Origin of the sequence: Micromonospora sp. NPDC049801 (genome assembly GCF_040656575.1) — a bacterium.
GTDB lineage: Bacteria > Actinomycetota > Actinomycetes > Mycobacteriales > Micromonosporaceae > Micromonospora.
The window spans coordinates 407129-422041 of sequence record NZ_JBFAMS010000004.1; the positions used below are offsets into that span (position 1 = coordinate 407129).

The following is a 14913-nucleotide window of genomic DNA, read 5'->3' on the forward strand; positions in this document are numbered from 1 at the left end:
CGGGATATGGCGCAGTTTGATAGCGCGCCTGACTGGGGGTCAGGGGGCCGTCGGTTTGAATCCGGCTATCCCGACTTCAGGTACTGCCCATCGCATCGCTCTAGCCCACCAACACCGATCATGCGGAGTTTCGTCGGGGCCTTTTTGACGCGACGGAAGCTTGCCACCCTCCGCGCCTCCGCCCGCGCCTCGTAGCGCATGTGTAGGAGCGTAAGTTCGGGTAGCCCTTTGATTGGCTCCTCCACCCCGTGCATCCTCAGGTGCTTCAGCTTCAGCGCCAACGTTTGAGAAGGGTGCACTATGGCCGGTCCTCTGGCGAGCCAGCCGATCGCGGACCATCTCATTCCGCCAGAGATCCTGCTCGACCAGAAAGCTTCCTGGTAGAAGGCGTGAAAGGTGATGTCCACGATCGGCACGGCGGAGTCGTTGGCGATGTAGATCACCGTCTCGCCAGCTCGGGCGGAGACGCTGATGCAGCCCTCCCCTTCCACGATGCCGGCGACCCACGGGATGCCTTCGGCGAGCGTCAACTCCCGCCGGGCGGGGAAGGTGTCAACCGGCTGCCCTCCGGCCGACCAGAGGCCGATGGCAGCCGAACGGCGGCGGTGACCGAGTAGCGGTGCAAGTTCCGCGACGAGCCAAGCCGTGTGGTGATGCGCGTTGACGGTCCAGTACCACGAAGGCTTATGCGCGCGGTTCCTCGGCGTGTACGCATTGACCGTGCCGACCCCGGTCATCTGGTGGGCGTCGCTGATTACGTCTCGGTCCGTCATTTGGACCCGTACGCGGGGTGCACCTTCCTTCACCAAGAAGGTCCCTTCGCCTTCCAAGAGCCCGGCTAGCCATGCTCGCTGATCTGCGCGTAGCTCCTGCGGGGCTGGCCGCTCGCGTGTGCAGGTCGCGCACCGCACTGACTTGCGGTCCATCGGTGCGCCACACGCGCACCGCCACCTCAGCTTCAGACGCTGGTAGCGGCACGGCTCGCATTCACGCCGCCGGTCGGCTGACCAGTAAGGCTTGCCGCAGGTAACGCATCTGGGCTGACTTGTCACCCATACATAATATCTTAGGCGTGGGGTCCTCCCCCTCACCGCCATGCGCCGGTAGCTGAGTTGGTTTAGCTACGGACTCTTAATCCGAAGACGGGGGTTCGATTCCCTCCCGGCGCACGTATTTGCCCCAGTAGCTCAGCGGATAGAGCGCTGGCTTCCTAAGCCGGGTCGTCGCAGGTTCGAATCCTGCCCGGGGCACGTACACAAGCCGCTCGCGCCTGATGGCCGGGCTCCGGACTTTTACTCCGGACTGCGGGGGTTCGATTCCCTCGGGCGGCACTGCGGGGTGGAGGAGTTCGGTTGTCCTCGCCGGCCTCATAAGCCGGAGTAACGCGGGTTCGAATCCCGCCCCCGCTCCCGCCGCGGTAGCTCAGCGGGAGAGCAGCGCCTCGACAAGGCGTAGGTCGCTGGTTCGATTCCAGCTCGCGGCACGCAACCCACCTGGCGCGGTGGACGAATGGAAGAGTCGCCCGGCTTTCACCCGGGACACGTTGCGGGTTCGAGTCCCGTCCGCGCTGCCATTCCCCTGTAGCTCAAAGGTAGAGCGGCCGGCTGTTAACCGGCTGATCTTGGTTCGAGTCCAGGCGGGGGAGCCACGCCCGTGTAGCTCAGCGGCAGAGCACCGGTCCCACACACCGGGTCGCCCTGGTTCGAGTCCAGGTACGGGCACTGGCCTCCGGGCCGCAGTTGTGGCTGTAGCTCAACGGTAGAGCGCCGGGTTGTGGTCCCGGTGATGGCGGTTCGATTCCGCTCAGTCACCCCAAGCGCGTCGTGAGCGGCTGGTCGCTCCCCCGTCTGTAAAACGGGCGCCTTACGGCACGCCTGGTTCAAGTCCAGGGGCGCGCACAGAGATCAGGCGGCCAATTGCGCTGCTGCGCCGCCGCTGGACACTGGGGATCCATGACGGCTTGTGGTGAGCCACCGTGGGCGAGTACGACCAGACCCGCGGAGCGAACGGAAGGTGCTCGGTCAGCGTCTCGATCACGTCAAGGTCGGTCATCTGAACGCGAACCACCCCTCCTCCGGACCGCCTTCGAACGAAGGCGCCCTCACCCTCGATGAGCCCGGCGATCCAGGCCAGTCGCGCCAGGTCGGGCACGCTCACGATCGGCTTGCTCTCGTACGTCCCGGATCGACGCAGCTTGGCCTTATGGGACTTGGGTGCACCGCATGCACACGGATCCTTGGCCACATGCCTGTTCTGGGCCTCCGTTCGCCGCAGCCGTGAAACCGGCCCGGCCGTCATCGCGCAGCCGGTCCCCTGCGCCCACACGGGCGCAGTTCGAATCTCTCGACTCCCACGCATGCCCACGTAGCTCAGCGGATAGAGCACCGGCTTCCGGAGCCGGGTTGGCGGAGGTTCGAATCCTTCCGTGGGCATCCTGGTCGTGTGCCCGAGTGGTCAGGGAGCGGTCTGCAAAACCGCGCACCGGGGTTCGATTCCCCGCACGGCCTCGACTGCCATTCACTGCGGATAGAGATCGACGCGCGGCCGACCGATCGGCGGCAAACCACTGAGCGTGCACGTCCTGCCTGCACCCGGCTCGCGACTGCTGAAGACCGCTGCGCCGGACTGCGTCAGAACCAGGTTCCCGGTCGTACAAGTCGCCAGAGGCGCCCACGCCAGCGCGCACGCCGAGGATGCAAGAAGGTCTCTATGTCCTCCAACGCGTTACCGGCGGTCCCCCTGACGTGAGGTCTGGCGCGTACGTGGCGGAGTGCGGGCACTACACGATCTTGGTCGAGTTGACCGTAGACCCTCGCGAGGTGCCCGAGGCAGGTGGCCGCGAGCGCCTGCACCTGGTGGTCGGGGTGATCGAGCAGGGTTAGGTAGAGCTCCTGCGAGGCTCTCCAATCGCCGTCGCCGTACAACGCCGATCCGACCATGGCATCCGTGGCCCCGGCGATGTCGTTGCGGTCGAGAGCCTTCCGCACATCGTCGGGCGTTGCCGATGGAGGGTTGTGAAAGGTGTGGTGCTCGTGGCTCATGGCCAACATCTTTGATTACCGCATTTACCAGGAACACCCGCAGGTCGACATGGCGGCCTTATCGACGACCGGGAACAGGCAGGCTGACATCTCCAGCGGGCCCGAACGAGTAGGTGTCGGGAGCGGTTCGTCGAGTGGGTGTTCAGATGGTGGGAGGTGCCAGCGTTGGGATGACGGGGTTTCCGTGGATGTTGCCGTCGGCGCAGGGCCATGGGCCGGCGGCGAGCGGTGCCAGGCCGGTGTCGCCGAAGATGAGCAGCTCGTTGCCGAGTGCGAAAGCGACGGTTGCGTCCTGGAGGAGGAGGGTTCTGCTCATGACGGTTCGGTCGTCATCGGTGCGCCGGAACAGTTCGTGCTGGTCCAGGTTCGCGTCGACGGCCAGGAGCTTGCCGTCGCGCCAGAACACTGCGGCGCCGTTGGCGTCGAGCGCGGGATAGCTGGTGTAGTAGCCGGACAGAGGCGGGCCGTCGTCCATTGATCCGTCGGGGTTGAGAACCCGGAACTGCGACCGGGACGGCAGCCTGTTCTCCGATTCCGGGCCACGGATCGTGCCGTGCTGGTCGATGAGCATCTGGCCGTGGCTGGGCCACGTGTGGATTGGCTGGCCGTCAGGGCCGTAGAGGGTGCTGGAGAACGCCCCGTAGCCCTGGGCGCCGACGAGGAAACGGCCGTGGCCGGCGATGGCCTTGTGATGGTAGGGGCCGGGCTCTGTGGTGGAGATGATGTTTCCGGTCTCGGTGTCGAGGATGGTGCACCTCCCGATGCCGCTGCCTCCGTCACTGATCCCAGCGAGAATGCGATCGCCGGCCACGAGCAGCGGTTGCCAGTGATCCGCCTCCAGGGTTGATGGTCTCCACTCTTTCTTGGGCTGGACGTGCCATCCGGTCGCTACGCCGGCTTCGACGACGCCGGAGAAGGAGACCGTCTCGAGGGGCAGGGGCGTGGACCACATGGTGCTGCCGGTGTCGCTGAGGCGAGCCAGGCGCGCAGTGCGGCCTTGGGGAAGCCGCTGGCGTGGCGCGGTCGGTAGCCACAGGACGCAGAAGCCGTCCGGCATCCGAACGGCAGCTCCCAGGTGCTCGCCCGGCTCCTGCTGCGGGGTGACTTCATGCAGCACCGAGCCCTCGGCGCCGACGCTGGTGAGTGTGAACACGGGTGGGCTGGCACCGTCGTGGTGGGTTACCCACACGGTCCCACCCGCGTCGACGCGGGGTGGGAACGGATGGCCTGCGAATGTGCGTTGCCAGAGCGTGGCTCCGCTCAAATCGACCGCGGTGAGGACGGTGGTGTACAGGTTGCGGGTGCTCGGGCTGCGGCCCGCATAACTGGTCAGATAGATCGGCCCGTCTCGGTCCGCGGCCGCCAGGCCCCAGACCTGACGGGCAACCCGACGATCTCGGGTTCCATCGGCATGCCACCTCCCCAGCCATGCGCTCTCGGATCATGCCTACACCAGTTCGGCGCCGTGTCGTCAGTCGCACCGCTGGTCGTGTCAGCAGCCGCAGCTCATTGTCCGGGAGTTGGTGGTGCCAGACCGGTCGACGTCGAGGGGGGCGAAGCGGCTCTCGGCGGCCGGTTGAACGATGTCCAGGGCCTGAAGTGTTGCCGTTGCTGGTCTTAGCGCTGGCGGCCCGCGCCCGGAGGCTGGTCTGGATCGGGGTCCGATGGTCGGGGCATCTCCGGGCCGCTGGCGCTCATGCGCAGCAGCGTCTCGATGCGGGTGACCCGGAAATGGCGTCCCAGCGCGGTGACGTCGTCGACGGGATTGGTATCGAGGTCGTCGGCGGTCTGCTGGTAGGCGGCTGTCTGGTCGTCGGTCAGCCTCAGCAGACGCGGTTCGATGTGACGCAGGCCGAAGGTGATCTCGTCGCGGGCCAGCTGCGGTGTGGCGACCGCGCGACTGTAGGGCCGCCACGACCCTGCTACAGATTCGGCTGCGGCGTAGCGGGTCGGCAGGATGACGCCGACTGGGTGAGAGGCGATGGCGGCGACGCTCTCGGCATATACGGTGGCGGGCACCTGGGCCCGGGGGTAGTGCGCGGTCGTCAGCTCTGCCCGCAGCATCGCCTCACTCGGCCCGGTCGCCGCGTCTGGGTCGATGACGATCTCTGGGGTGAGGAAGCTGTCGTGGTCCTCGGCGTTGCGGGGGTCGCGGTCGGTGGGTCGGGGCGGTTCGGGCCCGTCCGGGCCGAACCGCGCGAACGTGTCCACCCGCACGACGCGGTGCACGCGGCCGTTGATCACCACCTCGTCTACCTTCTCCCGGTCCAGGACGTCGAGCGCGGTGGTCAACTCCGCAGCCCGCGGGGGGTCAGTGGTTTCGTCGAGCTGCTCCATGAGGTGGTGCGCAAGCTCGTCCCGGGCGGCCTGTGGCGTATCCGACACGACGGCGTACACCTGCCACCGCCCGTCATCTACCTGCACTGCGTGGCCGAACAGGGGGGCGCCGATGCGTGTCATTGGGTAGGCCGCCGCTCGCCGTGCCGCGTCCTCCTCGGTGACCGCGCCGACTGGGTCGGTGGGCTGCTGTACCCGCAGGATTACCGGCGGCTGCACTTCGTCGGCACTCATGCCACGGATTGTGCGACGGCTCGATGGCCCGTGTCACGAGGGCGCGCCATCACCGCAGCGGCGTCATCGGTGCCGCGCGCCGCGTCCGGGTTCTCGAAGTATGTGCCTGGGGTGTCACCGAGATAGGCGACGCCGTTGCCGGGAGCGGGTGGACGATCTGCTGAGCCCAGGGCGTTGATCGGTCACGGTTGAGCTTCGGTCCAGGTGGTGAGGTCAGGAGTGTTGAAAGCCGCAGAGCATAGCTTGCAGGCCTGGTTCGAAATGGTCGTCCGGTGTGGTCTCGTCGGCTGCCTGAGCCAACAGGTTGTATTGCGAGCTGCCCTTGTCAGGTTTCCTGCTTCGTGACTGTGCGCCCGCTTGAAGGATGGCCACGCTGAGCGCGTGCCCGATGGTGAATTCCCGCAGGCATCGGAGGATCCGCAAGGCGGTGGCGGGCGGCAGGCCGGCGTTCTGCAGCTTTTCCACCGCGCGGACACCCATATCGATGGACGCAGACGACCGCACGGGTCGGGTGGCGAACACCGGAACGGCGTTCGGGTGCTGTAGTAGCACGTCGCGCAGGCGGCGGCAGTACTGCGCGGCCAGTTCCGGCCACGGCGCCTGCCATGGCAGTGAGTCGGTGTCCATCTCGACGAACAGCACCTCGGCGATGCCGTCGAACAACGCCTCCTGATCCGCGAAGTGGCGGTAAGCGGCCATCGGGTCAACGCCAAGGACCGCACCGAGGCGACGCATGGAGAACTTGCGCAGCCCTTCGGCGTCGATCAGCGCGAGCGCGGCTGTGGCCAGGTACTCGCGGTTGAGTGTCGGACGCGTCGGGGGCGGCGGCACGGCGGGTGTGCTCACCTGGGGAATCCTTCGAGGATCCTCTCGAGGGTTTCGCTGAACCTGTCTGGCTGTTCGAGGTAGACGGTGTGTCCACCCGGAAACTCCTCGCACGGCACGCCGAGCCGCTCGGCGAGCATGTGCGCCGGCCGGTAGTACGGCTTGCCGACGCTGTCCCGGCCGGTGGCCAGCCGCCAGGGCACGGCGACCTCGCGCAGCGCGGGCAGGTCCGGGTGGTAGTCGAGGCCGATGAGCGGCAGTTCCCGCCGCAGCAGCAGGTCGGCATTGCCCAACTGGCGCGTCATCGAGCTGGGCTCGCGGCCGGTGACCCGGCGCACGGCCGCGCCGACCGGTAGAGCGGCCCGGGAGGCGGCTGCGACCAGGGCCTGTCCCACAGTCGAGCGGAACAGCCAGGGCGGGTCGTCCATGGTCATGGCACCGAAGGCCGCGTACGCCCGCAAAGGGCTCTTCTCTCGGGCGATCCGGGCGATCTCGGCGAGCGCCCGCCGCTCCGCGCTGTCGTCCGGGAGGAGCGAGACTAGCGGTGGTTCGTGCGCCACCACACCGGATAGCCGGTCGGTGTGGTTGGCCAGCACCTCGAGTGCGATGATCGCGCCGCCGCTGCCGCCGAAGACGTACGCCTTCTTCACCCCGTAATGGTCCAGGACCGCGACGGCGTCGCTCGCCTGCGCAGCGACTCCGATCGGTGCCTGCGGGTCGGTGAACCGGCTGCGCGAATTGCCCCGCCGGTCGTAGGTGAACACCGTGTACCGGCGCGCGAGAAGCGGGACGACCTCCTCGTACATTCCTGCATCGCCCCCGCCGCCCGAAATGAGCAGCAGCGGAGCGCCGGAGCCTGCCCGCTCTGTGTAGAGCCGAGCCCCGGGAACTGTCACATATTCCGAAGTCATGCTCGCCGCCCCTGTCAGTTCGCGACCACCGTACGCCTCGTCTACGTCGTAGATTCTATCTACGGTGTAGACGAAATCTCAAGACGAGGCGGGATGGCCTGCTCGCTGTCCCGCTTCCCCCCGACGAGACGCATGCTCATCTGCCGCGAAAACCGAAACAACCGAAGGTCAAGGTGTTGCCCTCCGGACCGCGGCGATGCTGTCGTCCCGACCAGCACGGCTCGTAACCGAGCCCACATCCGTGGCTTGTGGGAGCTCGAAGAGATCAGACACAAGCAGCCTGCGGCGGGCTGAGCCGCTCACTCCGCGACAACCATGTCTCCCGGCACGACACCGCGGCGATCGACGGTCATCGACCGTTGGGTGAGGTGTTGTACGGGCGCTCGGCGAAGCCATTGGGGGTGTGCGCTCACCGCTTGCACGATCGTCGGTGGCTGTTGAGGTGCTGGCGGCCCATCGCCCGGAGCCGCTGCGACCAGTGCCTCTGACCATCCGCCTCAGGCATCAAGGATCTGCCATTCCTGGCTGATCTCGCCGCTGACGGGTTGCTGGACCGCCCTGGCGCCGTCTGCGGTGGAGCCGCCCTCGATCCCGACACACCAGCCGTTGCTCACGTTGGCGAGCCGGTAGTATCCGCTGGTCGCTGCCGGGACGAGGTTCCACCACTGGTTACGTCCGCCGTTGTCGGCCCACTGAACGAGTGCCGCGCCCTGGCCGGAGCCGCCTGGGCTGTCGAGGACTTTCCCGCTCTTGACACCGGACAGACGGAATGAGCCATCGCTGTTGGGTAGCAGTCGCCACTGCTGGTTGGCCGCGCCAGTCCACGGCCACTGGATGACAGTTGCCCCGTCCGTGGTGGAGCCGCCGTTGACGTCCAGCACCTTTGCGCTGCGCCGGTTGAGCAGTCGAACGACGCCGCCGCCGGCGGCGGCTGGTAGACCTACGACGACCTGTATCTGTTGTCCGGCCGTCATCGAGATCACCCGGGCATGCGGGCCGAGCGGCGAGGGGGTGACCGTCGCGGAAGTGGTGATGGACGCCATCCCGCGCCGGCTGATGAGGGTAATCGCCTGGGTGATCGTCGAGGTGAGTGCCACGGTTACTGAGCGACCAGGCAGATCCCAGGAGAGGCTGTGAATGCGGACCTGGTTGCGTCCGCGGACCCCGGTGATGGTGCCCTTGGCGAGCTGGCCGGGCACGGCGGGCAGCAGCTCGATGACACCGGTCCTGGTGTACACGAGCGCTTCGCTGAGCACGGCCGGCAGCGTGTTTGCCGCATCGGCGTTGTAGGTCTCCAGGTTCGGGTTGTGTGCTGTCATCAGCGACCGGAAGATCATGTTGTTGCCGATGATCTTCCGGAGGTTGTTGTAGACGCCGGCGGCGTCCTTCAGCCGAGCGGAGGCAAGGGCTCGATGCAGGCTGCCGTGCGCTGAGGTGTTCTCGTCACCGCGCAGCGCCAGGGCCCTGAGCGCGGCGGTGACCAGACCGGGCGCCTCCTCGGGATTGATCTCGTGCAGGGGCCACGCGCCGTACAGGTGATGGACGTGCCGATGGTTGTAGCGGTCCGTGAGTCCCGGCCAGGACCATTCGGCGAGGGCGCCGCTGCCGTTGACCGTGTAGGGCGGGATCCTCGCCAGCAGGGCCGTCCAGCGTGCGACACCTTGACCGGCGCCCTGCTCGACACCGAGCGCGTTGGCGGCCTCGACAGCCGCCCGCAGGGCGTGTCTGCCGGCCTGGATGTCGCCGGTGGCGTTGATCGCCAGCAGGACGTTCGTGCTGGCCGGCGAATTCTCCATCGAGAACGACGGCACGAAGACCACACGGCCGGCCGAATCGGTGCGGGTCAGGAAGTCCTCGTAGAACAGTGCTAGCTCCATCAGTGCCGGTCCCAGCTTCTCAGCCAGAAACGTCCGGTCCCCGGTGACCTGGTAATACTCCAGCAGCGGGTAGAGCAGCCAGTCCGCGCCACCGGTCCAGCACTGGCCGGGGAAGCCGGCGTCGAAGTGCAGCATGTGTCCGTACTCGCCATCGGTTCGCGATGGGGCCAGGAAGCCGCGGGCGCCGTACAGGTTGCGAGCGTTGGTACGCCAGTGCGCGAGCTGGCCGAGGATCAGGTTGAAGTAGCCCTGCATGGCATCGGTGAGGTCGAGAATGTTGCCGCCGGCGACCTGCAGGTTGATGTTGGCATCGGTGGTGAAATCGTCGGCCCAGGCGCCGTTCCAGGTGCCGGCCCAGATTCCGGTCAACCGCGGCGGCAGGACGCCGCTGGAGCTGATGAACAGGTAACGGCCGCTGTCGTAGAGGCGCTCCAGCAGGGCCACATCGATGGTGTTGCGATTGGCGTTCTGCCGGGCGATCAGCTCGGTGGTCGACAGCTGCCGGTCGGCGGCGGAGACGTTCAAGTCCAGGCGGGAGCGGTCGTACATCGCCGCGTGCAGGGTGACGTGCCGGGTCCGTAGCTCGGCATAGTCGGCGCGCACCGCGGCCAGCGCCGCGTGCAACGGTTTGCTGTCCCAGGCCGTGGGGGACTCGTAACGGTCGAGTTTGGTCAGCAGGAGGAGCCTGGTTGCCGCGGTCACGACGATGGTCGACCCGTTCGCGGCTACCGTGCCACCGCTGGCGACGACCCGGGTGACGCCCTCGAAGCCGAACGCGCCCTGTCCGGACGGGTAGGCGCCTCGCAGGTTCAGGTAGCCGGAGCCGTCAATGACGCTGGCCAGGGTGGTGAAACGGACCGAGCCGGGGACGCCCGCGAGGGATGTGTTGGCGCTCAGCGTCGCGTCGATGGATCGTCCGGATGCCGGGGTCAGTTCGTGTACGACGACGTGGTCGGCTCGGGAGGCGAAGGCGCGGCGAGTCCAGGTGCCGTAGCTGTCGATCCAGGTGGAGTTGACCTCCCCGGTCCGGAAGTCGGTGGTGCGGGCGTATCCGTTGACCGTTGTCATGCCTGGCGTGCTGATCTGCAACTCGAAGCCGGGGTGGTAGGTCTGGGTCCAGCGCAGGTTCCAGCCAGCCGCGAAGTCCGTGTTGGCTCCGCCGTAGTTCCCGGCCAGCGCCTTGTCGCGCACGCCGGCCAGCCGCCCTGAGATTACTGGCGGGGTCACACCCCGGCTGCTGTTGGGCAGTACGAAGCGGTGGTGATTGAAGATCACCTTCTCGAGGGTCGGCGTTCCGTACAGGACGGCGCCGTACTCGCCGTTGCCGGTGAGAAACCCGTCCGTCCAGGTTGTCGCCGCCGTCGCGTCGTAGATCCCCCGCTCGGGCAGCGTGACCTGAGGCGCAGCGGCGGCGGCCCGTCCGGCACCCACGGCCGGGATTACGGCCGCCGAGCCGGCGCTCAGCGCGGCGGTGGCGAGCAGGCGCCTACGGCTCACGGGCAGGTCCGTCATCAGAAGTTCCTCTCGACACCGAGGCTCAAGCGTTGTGTGCGACATGGCCCCGGCGCTGCTGCAGCCCGGTCGGGTCTGCCTACAGGCCGCGGGTCCGCGTGTTCGAATCGATTCGACAACAGTAGGGTCAGCATTGGTTCACGTCAATGAAACATCTTCGTCATGCCAGGTCGCACGGCAACGTGATCCTCCTGGTCAACCTCGCGCGGGTGGGGCTGCGACGGGTGCGCCGCTACGTGGCTTCTGCAGGGCGGTGCTCGTCTACTCACCGGATGGCGTGCTGCTCTTGGATCCGCTCTGACACGCCTGGCCAGCGGGGTCCGTGCGGGTACGGATCTGCCGTGTCCTGCGCGTCACGGAGCGCAGCCAGATAACGCCCGGGTGAGGCATCCGGACGTGCCGATGTGAGTGCGTGGCAACTAATCTTGCCGGTCCATGGCCCTGTTGGTGACGCTCTTTCGTGCTGACGGCTCCGCGGGTGTCGTTTCCGTCCAAGACGATGGGCGGTGGCGTTTCTTACCCTGGGCGGACCAGCTTGTGTTTGATCTACCAGGGGGTGTCGCCATGCGCGATCTTGTCTACACCGGCTTCATGTCGCTCGACGGCGTGCTGGATTCCCCGGGTGGCGGCCCGGGTGAGGAGCACCGCAGCGGCGGCTGGGTGATCAAGGACATTGAGGTCCTGCCCGAGGTCTTCTCGCTCAAAGATGAGGAGTTGCAGGACACGACCGCCCTGTTGTTCGGCCGGCACAGCTACGAGCTGTTCGCGCCGGTCTGGCGCGACTCGCCGGACCATGCCGCCTACAAGGAACTGCCGAAGTACGTTCTGTCGACCACCCTGGCCGACGACGCGCTCCTCGACGGCTGGGGCCCGACGACGATCCTGCGCTCAACTCATGACGTCGCGGAACTCAAGAAGAGCGGCGGCGGCGCGATCTTCATACACGGGAGCGCTGCGCTTGCTCGCCGCCTCGCGGACGCGGGACTGATCGACAGGTACAACTTACTGCTCTTCCCGGTGCTACTCGGTGCCGGAAAGAGTCTGTTCAGCCGGGCAGACAACGACAAGCAGATGCTTCGTCTACGCGAGTCTGAGGCCTATCCGAACGGTGTGGTCAAGCTGATCTACGACGTCGTTCGCTGATTGAGGTCCAGCGAGATCGCGCCACGGACGCCTTCCCGCAGCTGCCGTGCCGTGTGCCCGATGTATTGGCGCAGGGCACGGGCCAGGTGCGGCTCGTCGAAGTATTCGAGTCTGGCGACGACATCGGCGACCGGCATACCGGCGGTCAGCAGGATCGATGCCTTCCTGGCACGCTCGATCTGCCGCACAGTGCCCTGGGTCAGCCCGGTTGCCGCGCGGAACCGGCGTTCGACGGTGCGTTCCGAGACCTTGGGAACGTGCCCCCGCCGGACCTCGGTGACGACCGGATCACGGACTACGGCTCCCGCGCGGACCAGACGCGTGACGAGCGCCTCGGCATCGTCGGGGCATGGGATCTCCCACCGGGCGCCGTCCAGCCGGAAGGTCCGGTGTGTGGTGTCGGGCAGCTCGATGCCGCCGTCGAGCAGCGCCCGGGTAGGCATGGTCCGCAGCGACGTGCCCAAGGCGAAGTCGATGCCGAGAAACGTCGCGCCGTCGGGCACGGGCGCGATGCTGGACCTGCTCTCCGGACCCGTGACGCTCGCGTAGGACCTGCCCTCGCGCTGCCAGAACACCAGACCCCAGCGCACCGCCGCGACGGAGGTCATCTCGAAGACCTGCTCGCTCGTCGAGGTCCAAACGGACTCGACCCACGGCGAGTCGGACGGACGCGTCTCGAGTAGCAGAGTCACACGAGCAGGGTAGTCGCCCGCACGCGACAATCCAGAGACCTCGGAAAGCTGCGCGTGATCCCGAAGGCCCGCTACCACGGCCGACGCGAACACTTCGACGCCACCAGGGCTCTTCGCCGACGTCGCGCCAAAGGTCCTGATCTAGCGCGGACCCTCGGCAACGCGACGATCGACTTCGTTGATCCGCGATTCACCCGCGGCGGGTCAGCCAGAAGCTTCAGTTCCGGCCGCCGCGAAGACGCGCACGTCCCACGCGCCGAGGTGCACCGCCGTGCCCGGCGCGACCGCGGCACCGCTCAGGGCGTCGGTCAGCGGCACCGGCGCCTCGACCGCGACGGGTTCCCAGCTCCAGTTGTGCACGACGTGGACCCGGCGCCCGTCCGGGGAGGTGGCGGTGGTGGCCGTGACGGAGGCCGGGAGGCGGCGCCATCCGCCGGTCGGCACCGGCGCGAGCCATGCGGCGAGGGCCTGGGCGAGGTCGCGTCCGGGTACCGTGCCGACGCAGGTGACCCGGCCCGCGCCGTGGCGGCGGGTAGTGACCGCCGGCCAGCGGCCGAAGTGCGGATGGTGGTACTCGACGAGCACATCGGCGTCCACGACGGTGAGGCCGTCGGCCCAGCGCGTCGCCGCCGCCCGCTCCGGCAGGTCGAGCGGCCCGCCCGAGGCGGCACGGACCGGGACATCGCGCACCAGGTTGCTGAACTCCTCGTAGCGGACTCCGGTGGCCTCGACGAGCCGTCCGGGCGCCGGCTCGTGTCGCGCGCGGGCCTCGTGGTCGGCGTAGCCGGTCCGCGGGCCGAGTACGAGGTGGCCGCCGGCGGCCGCGTAGGCGGCGAGCCAGTCGAGCGTCGCGTCGTCGGCGACATACAGCGCCGCGACGACCAGGACCGGATGCCGTCGCGCGGCCGACTCCGGCGTTGGGCCGGTCCGCTCACCGCTCGGGTCGTGCAACTGCCCGGCGTGGACGATGCGCACCTGCCGGCCGGCGTCGAATGCGCCGCGATAGAAGGGGTCGAAGATGCCGTGGTACGCCGCGGCGTCCGGTCCACCGTCCGCGGCAGACAGCGGCGGGTACTTCTGCATGAGCCAGTTGCTCGGCATCGAGTAGACCATCGGGATGTCGGCGTCGGGTTCGAGGGCGGCGACGAGGGGGCCGGCGGCGTCCAGTTCCGCGCCGAGGCGGGACAGCTCCGCGTACGTGCGGCCCGGCCGGCCGCTGTGCGGAAGGATCCCGCCCCAGTAGGTCTCCGCGCCGAAGTGCAGCGTGTGCCAGTGCCAGTACTCGATCATCTGCGCCCCGCGCGCGACGAGCGCCCAGGCCGCCTGCCGCCACTGGCCGTCGTACGCCGGCCGGTTGTCCCACGGCATGCCGATGGACATGGCGTTGGTCTCGGTGACCAGGAACGGCGCCTGGCGCGACGAGAACATGCGGTCTGCGCTCTGGTACAGCGCCCATACCCCGGTGGTCTTCCCGTGCTGTTCGACGTCGTCGTGGTCGCGGTCCGGCAGCGCCAGGGCATCCTGCATGACGTAGTACGGGTTGCCGGCGGCGACGTCGAGGCCTTCGGTCAGCTCGTCGTCGTGCACCGCGGGTCGGCCGTAGGCGATGCACGTGGTGACGAACTGGTCGCCGCGCGCGTACTCCCGGACGATGCCGGCCTGCCAGCCGATGAACTCGGTCGTCTGGCGGGCCTGGAACGCCCGCCAGGCGACGTCGTACTGGGGCTGGGCGTTGCCGTCCGGGGTCCACAGGTCCGCCCAGGTGGAGAGGCGGTGCGACCAGTAGACCAGGCCCCATTCGCGGTTGAGGGTCTCGACGTCGCCGTAGGTGGTGCGCAGGTGGTCCACGAATCTCTGGAAGACGCCGTGGTTGTGCAGCAGTTCGTTGCCGGGTTCGTTGTCCACCTGGAACCCGATGACTGCGGGGTGGCCGGCGTACCGGCCGACGATCTGCCGGATGACCCGCTCGGCGTGGAATCGGAAGCCCGGGTGGGTGAAGTCGACCTCCTGCCGCGCGCCCCATCCGATGCGCTGCCCGGTGGCCCGCTCGCCGGCGATCTCCGGGTACTGCCGGGCGAGCCACGGCGGCACGGCGTAGGTGGGCGTGCCGAGGATGACGGAGATGCCGCGTTCGTGTGCGCCGTCGAGCACCGGCTGGAGCCACTCGAGGTTGAACCGCCCGTTCTCCGGTTCCCAGGTCGACCAGACCGACTCGCCGACCCGGATGACGGTGAAGCGGGCGTCGACCATCAGGTCGAGGTCGGTCTTGAGTCGTTCATAGGGCTGGTACTCGACGTAGTACGCGGCGCCGAAGAGGACGCGGGCGGGGAGCACTGCCATG

General features: G+C 67.9%; 10 protein-coding genes and 12 tRNA genes. 13 read left to right on the forward strand and 9 right to left on the reverse strand.

Annotated features, from left to right (window positions below; genetic code table 11):
* A tRNA-Pro gene (locus AB0I89_RS10195) sits at nt 1-74 on the forward strand.
* Here the strand turns inward: AB0I89_RS10195 and AB0I89_RS10200 are convergent.
* Nucleotides 66-773 carry a hypothetical protein gene (locus AB0I89_RS10200; protein WP_357123157.1) on the reverse strand — a complete coding sequence of 236 codons (708 nt, stop codon included), beginning with the start codon at nt 771-773 and terminating at the stop codon, nt 66-68. The two genes, AB0I89_RS10195 and AB0I89_RS10200, sit on opposite strands and share 9 nt — an antisense overlap.
* 324 nt (nt 774-1097) lie before the next feature.
* On the opposite strand from AB0I89_RS10200, the gene AB0I89_RS10205 reads away from it, so the two are divergent.
* The 11 genes from AB0I89_RS10205 (at nt 1098) to AB0I89_RS10255 (ending at nt 2507) form a co-directional block, all read left to right on the forward strand.
* A tRNA-Lys gene (locus AB0I89_RS10205) sits at nt 1098-1169 on the forward strand.
* A gap of 7 nt (nt 1170-1176) precedes the next feature.
* Nucleotides 1177-1250, forward strand: a tRNA-Arg gene (locus AB0I89_RS10210).
* Nucleotides 1251-1259: 9 nt separating this feature from the next.
* Nucleotides 1260-1331 (forward strand) — tRNA-Lys (locus AB0I89_RS10215).
* 1 nt (nt 1332) lies between these two features.
* A tRNA-Met gene (locus AB0I89_RS10220) sits at nt 1333-1409 on the forward strand.
* A gap of 2 nt (nt 1410-1411) precedes the next feature.
* A tRNA-Val gene (locus tag AB0I89_RS10225) sits at nt 1412-1483 on the forward strand.
* Nucleotides 1484-1495: 12 nt separating this feature from the next.
* Nucleotides 1496-1573, forward strand: a tRNA-Glu gene (locus AB0I89_RS10230).
* Nucleotide 1574: 1 nt separating this feature from the next.
* A tRNA-Asn gene (locus AB0I89_RS10235) sits at nt 1575-1648 on the forward strand.
* Between the two features lies 1 nt (nt 1649).
* A tRNA-Val gene (locus tag AB0I89_RS10240) sits at nt 1650-1721 on the forward strand.
* 20 nt (nt 1722-1741) lie between these two features.
* Nucleotides 1742-1815 (forward strand) — tRNA-His (locus tag AB0I89_RS10245).
* A gap of 543 nt (nt 1816-2358) precedes the next feature.
* Nucleotides 2359-2432, forward strand: a tRNA-Arg gene (locus tag AB0I89_RS10250).
* A gap of 4 nt (nt 2433-2436) precedes the next feature.
* Nucleotides 2437-2507, forward strand: a tRNA-Cys gene (locus AB0I89_RS10255).
* 123 nt (nt 2508-2630) lie between these two features.
* Here the strand turns inward: AB0I89_RS10255 and AB0I89_RS10260 are convergent.
* The 6 genes from AB0I89_RS10260 to AB0I89_RS10285 form a co-directional block, all read right to left on the reverse strand.
* Nucleotides 2631-3041: a hypothetical protein gene (locus AB0I89_RS10260; RefSeq protein ID WP_357123160.1), complete on the reverse strand. Its 411-nt coding sequence runs from the start codon at nt 3039-3041 to the stop codon at nt 2631-2633.
* Nucleotides 3042-3183: 142 nt separating this feature from the next.
* Complete coding sequence (locus AB0I89_RS10265) at nt 3184-4194, reverse strand: hypothetical protein (protein WP_357123163.1); 1011 nt, start codon at nt 4192-4194, stop codon at nt 3184-3186.
* Between the two features lie 464 nt (nt 4195-4658).
* Entirely contained in the window at nt 4659-5612 is a 954-nt protein-coding gene (locus tag AB0I89_RS10270; RefSeq protein ID WP_357123167.1) for a DUF5954 family protein, read from the reverse strand.
* A gap of 213 nt (nt 5613-5825) precedes the next feature.
* Complete coding sequence (locus AB0I89_RS10275; protein ID WP_357123170.1) at nt 5826-6458, reverse strand: TetR/AcrR family transcriptional regulator C-terminal domain-containing protein; 633 nt, start codon at nt 6456-6458, stop codon at nt 5826-5828.
* The gene (locus tag AB0I89_RS10280; protein WP_357123173.1) at nt 6455-7348 is read right to left on the reverse strand and encodes an alpha/beta hydrolase; all 894 of its coding nucleotides are present in this window, start codon (nt 7346-7348) and stop codon (nt 6455-6457) included. Before AB0I89_RS10280 ends, AB0I89_RS10275 begins: the two co-directional genes overlap by 4 nt.
* A gap of 497 nt (nt 7349-7845) precedes the next feature.
* The gene (locus AB0I89_RS10285; protein WP_357123176.1) at nt 7846-10737 is read right to left on the reverse strand and encodes a glycoside hydrolase N-terminal domain-containing protein; all 2892 of its coding nucleotides are present in this window, start codon (nt 10735-10737) and stop codon (nt 7846-7848) included.
* A gap of 564 nt (nt 10738-11301) precedes the next feature.
* Here AB0I89_RS10285 and AB0I89_RS10290 point away from each other — a divergent pair.
* On the forward strand, nt 11302-11880 hold the full coding sequence (locus AB0I89_RS10290) for a dihydrofolate reductase family protein (protein WP_357123179.1): 579 nt from the start codon (nt 11302-11304) through the stop codon (nt 11878-11880).
* On the opposite strand, the gene AB0I89_RS10295 is transcribed toward AB0I89_RS10290, so the two are convergent.
* Both AB0I89_RS10295 and AB0I89_RS10300 read right to left on the reverse strand, forming a co-directional pair.
* The gene (locus tag AB0I89_RS10295; RefSeq protein WP_357123419.1) at nt 11862-12572 is read right to left on the reverse strand and encodes a helix-turn-helix domain-containing protein; all 711 of its coding nucleotides are present in this window, start codon (nt 12570-12572) and stop codon (nt 11862-11864) included. The two genes, AB0I89_RS10290 and AB0I89_RS10295, sit on opposite strands and share 19 nt — an antisense overlap.
* 204 nt (nt 12573-12776) lie before the next feature.
* A complete protein-coding gene (locus tag AB0I89_RS10300; protein WP_357123182.1) occupies nt 12777-14912 on the reverse strand; it encodes a beta-galactosidase in 2136 nt (711 codons plus the stop codon).
* Nucleotide 14913: the final 1 nt, after the last annotated feature.

What these genes read in the sequence shown, in the direction of transcription:
- AB0I89_RS10200 (WP_357123157.1), bottom strand. Translation starts at nt 773, where the DNA reads ATGACGGACCGAGACGTAATCAGCGACGCCCACCAGATGACCGGGGTC.
- AB0I89_RS10260 (WP_357123160.1), bottom strand. Translation starts at nt 3,041, where the DNA reads ATGAGCCACGAGCACCACACCTTTCACAACCCTCCATCGGCAACGCCC.
- AB0I89_RS10270 (WP_357123167.1), bottom strand. Translation starts at nt 5,612, where the DNA reads ATGAGTGCCGACGAAGTGCAGCCGCCGGTAATCCTGCGGGTACAGCAG.
- AB0I89_RS10280 (WP_357123173.1), bottom strand. Translation starts at nt 7,348, where the DNA reads ATGACTTCGGAATATGTGACAGTTCCCGGGGCTCGGCTCTACACAGAG.
- AB0I89_RS10285 (WP_357123176.1), bottom strand. Translation starts at nt 10,737, where the DNA reads ATGACGGACCTGCCCGTGAGCCGTAGGCGCCTGCTCGCCACCGCCGCG.
- AB0I89_RS10290 (WP_357123179.1), top strand. Translation starts at nt 11,302, where the DNA reads ATGCGCGATCTTGTCTACACCGGCTTCATGTCGCTCGACGGCGTGCTG.
- AB0I89_RS10300 (WP_357123182.1), bottom strand. Translation starts at nt 14,912, where the DNA reads ATGGCAGTGCTCCCCGCCCGCGTCCTCTTCGGCGCCGCGTACTACGTC.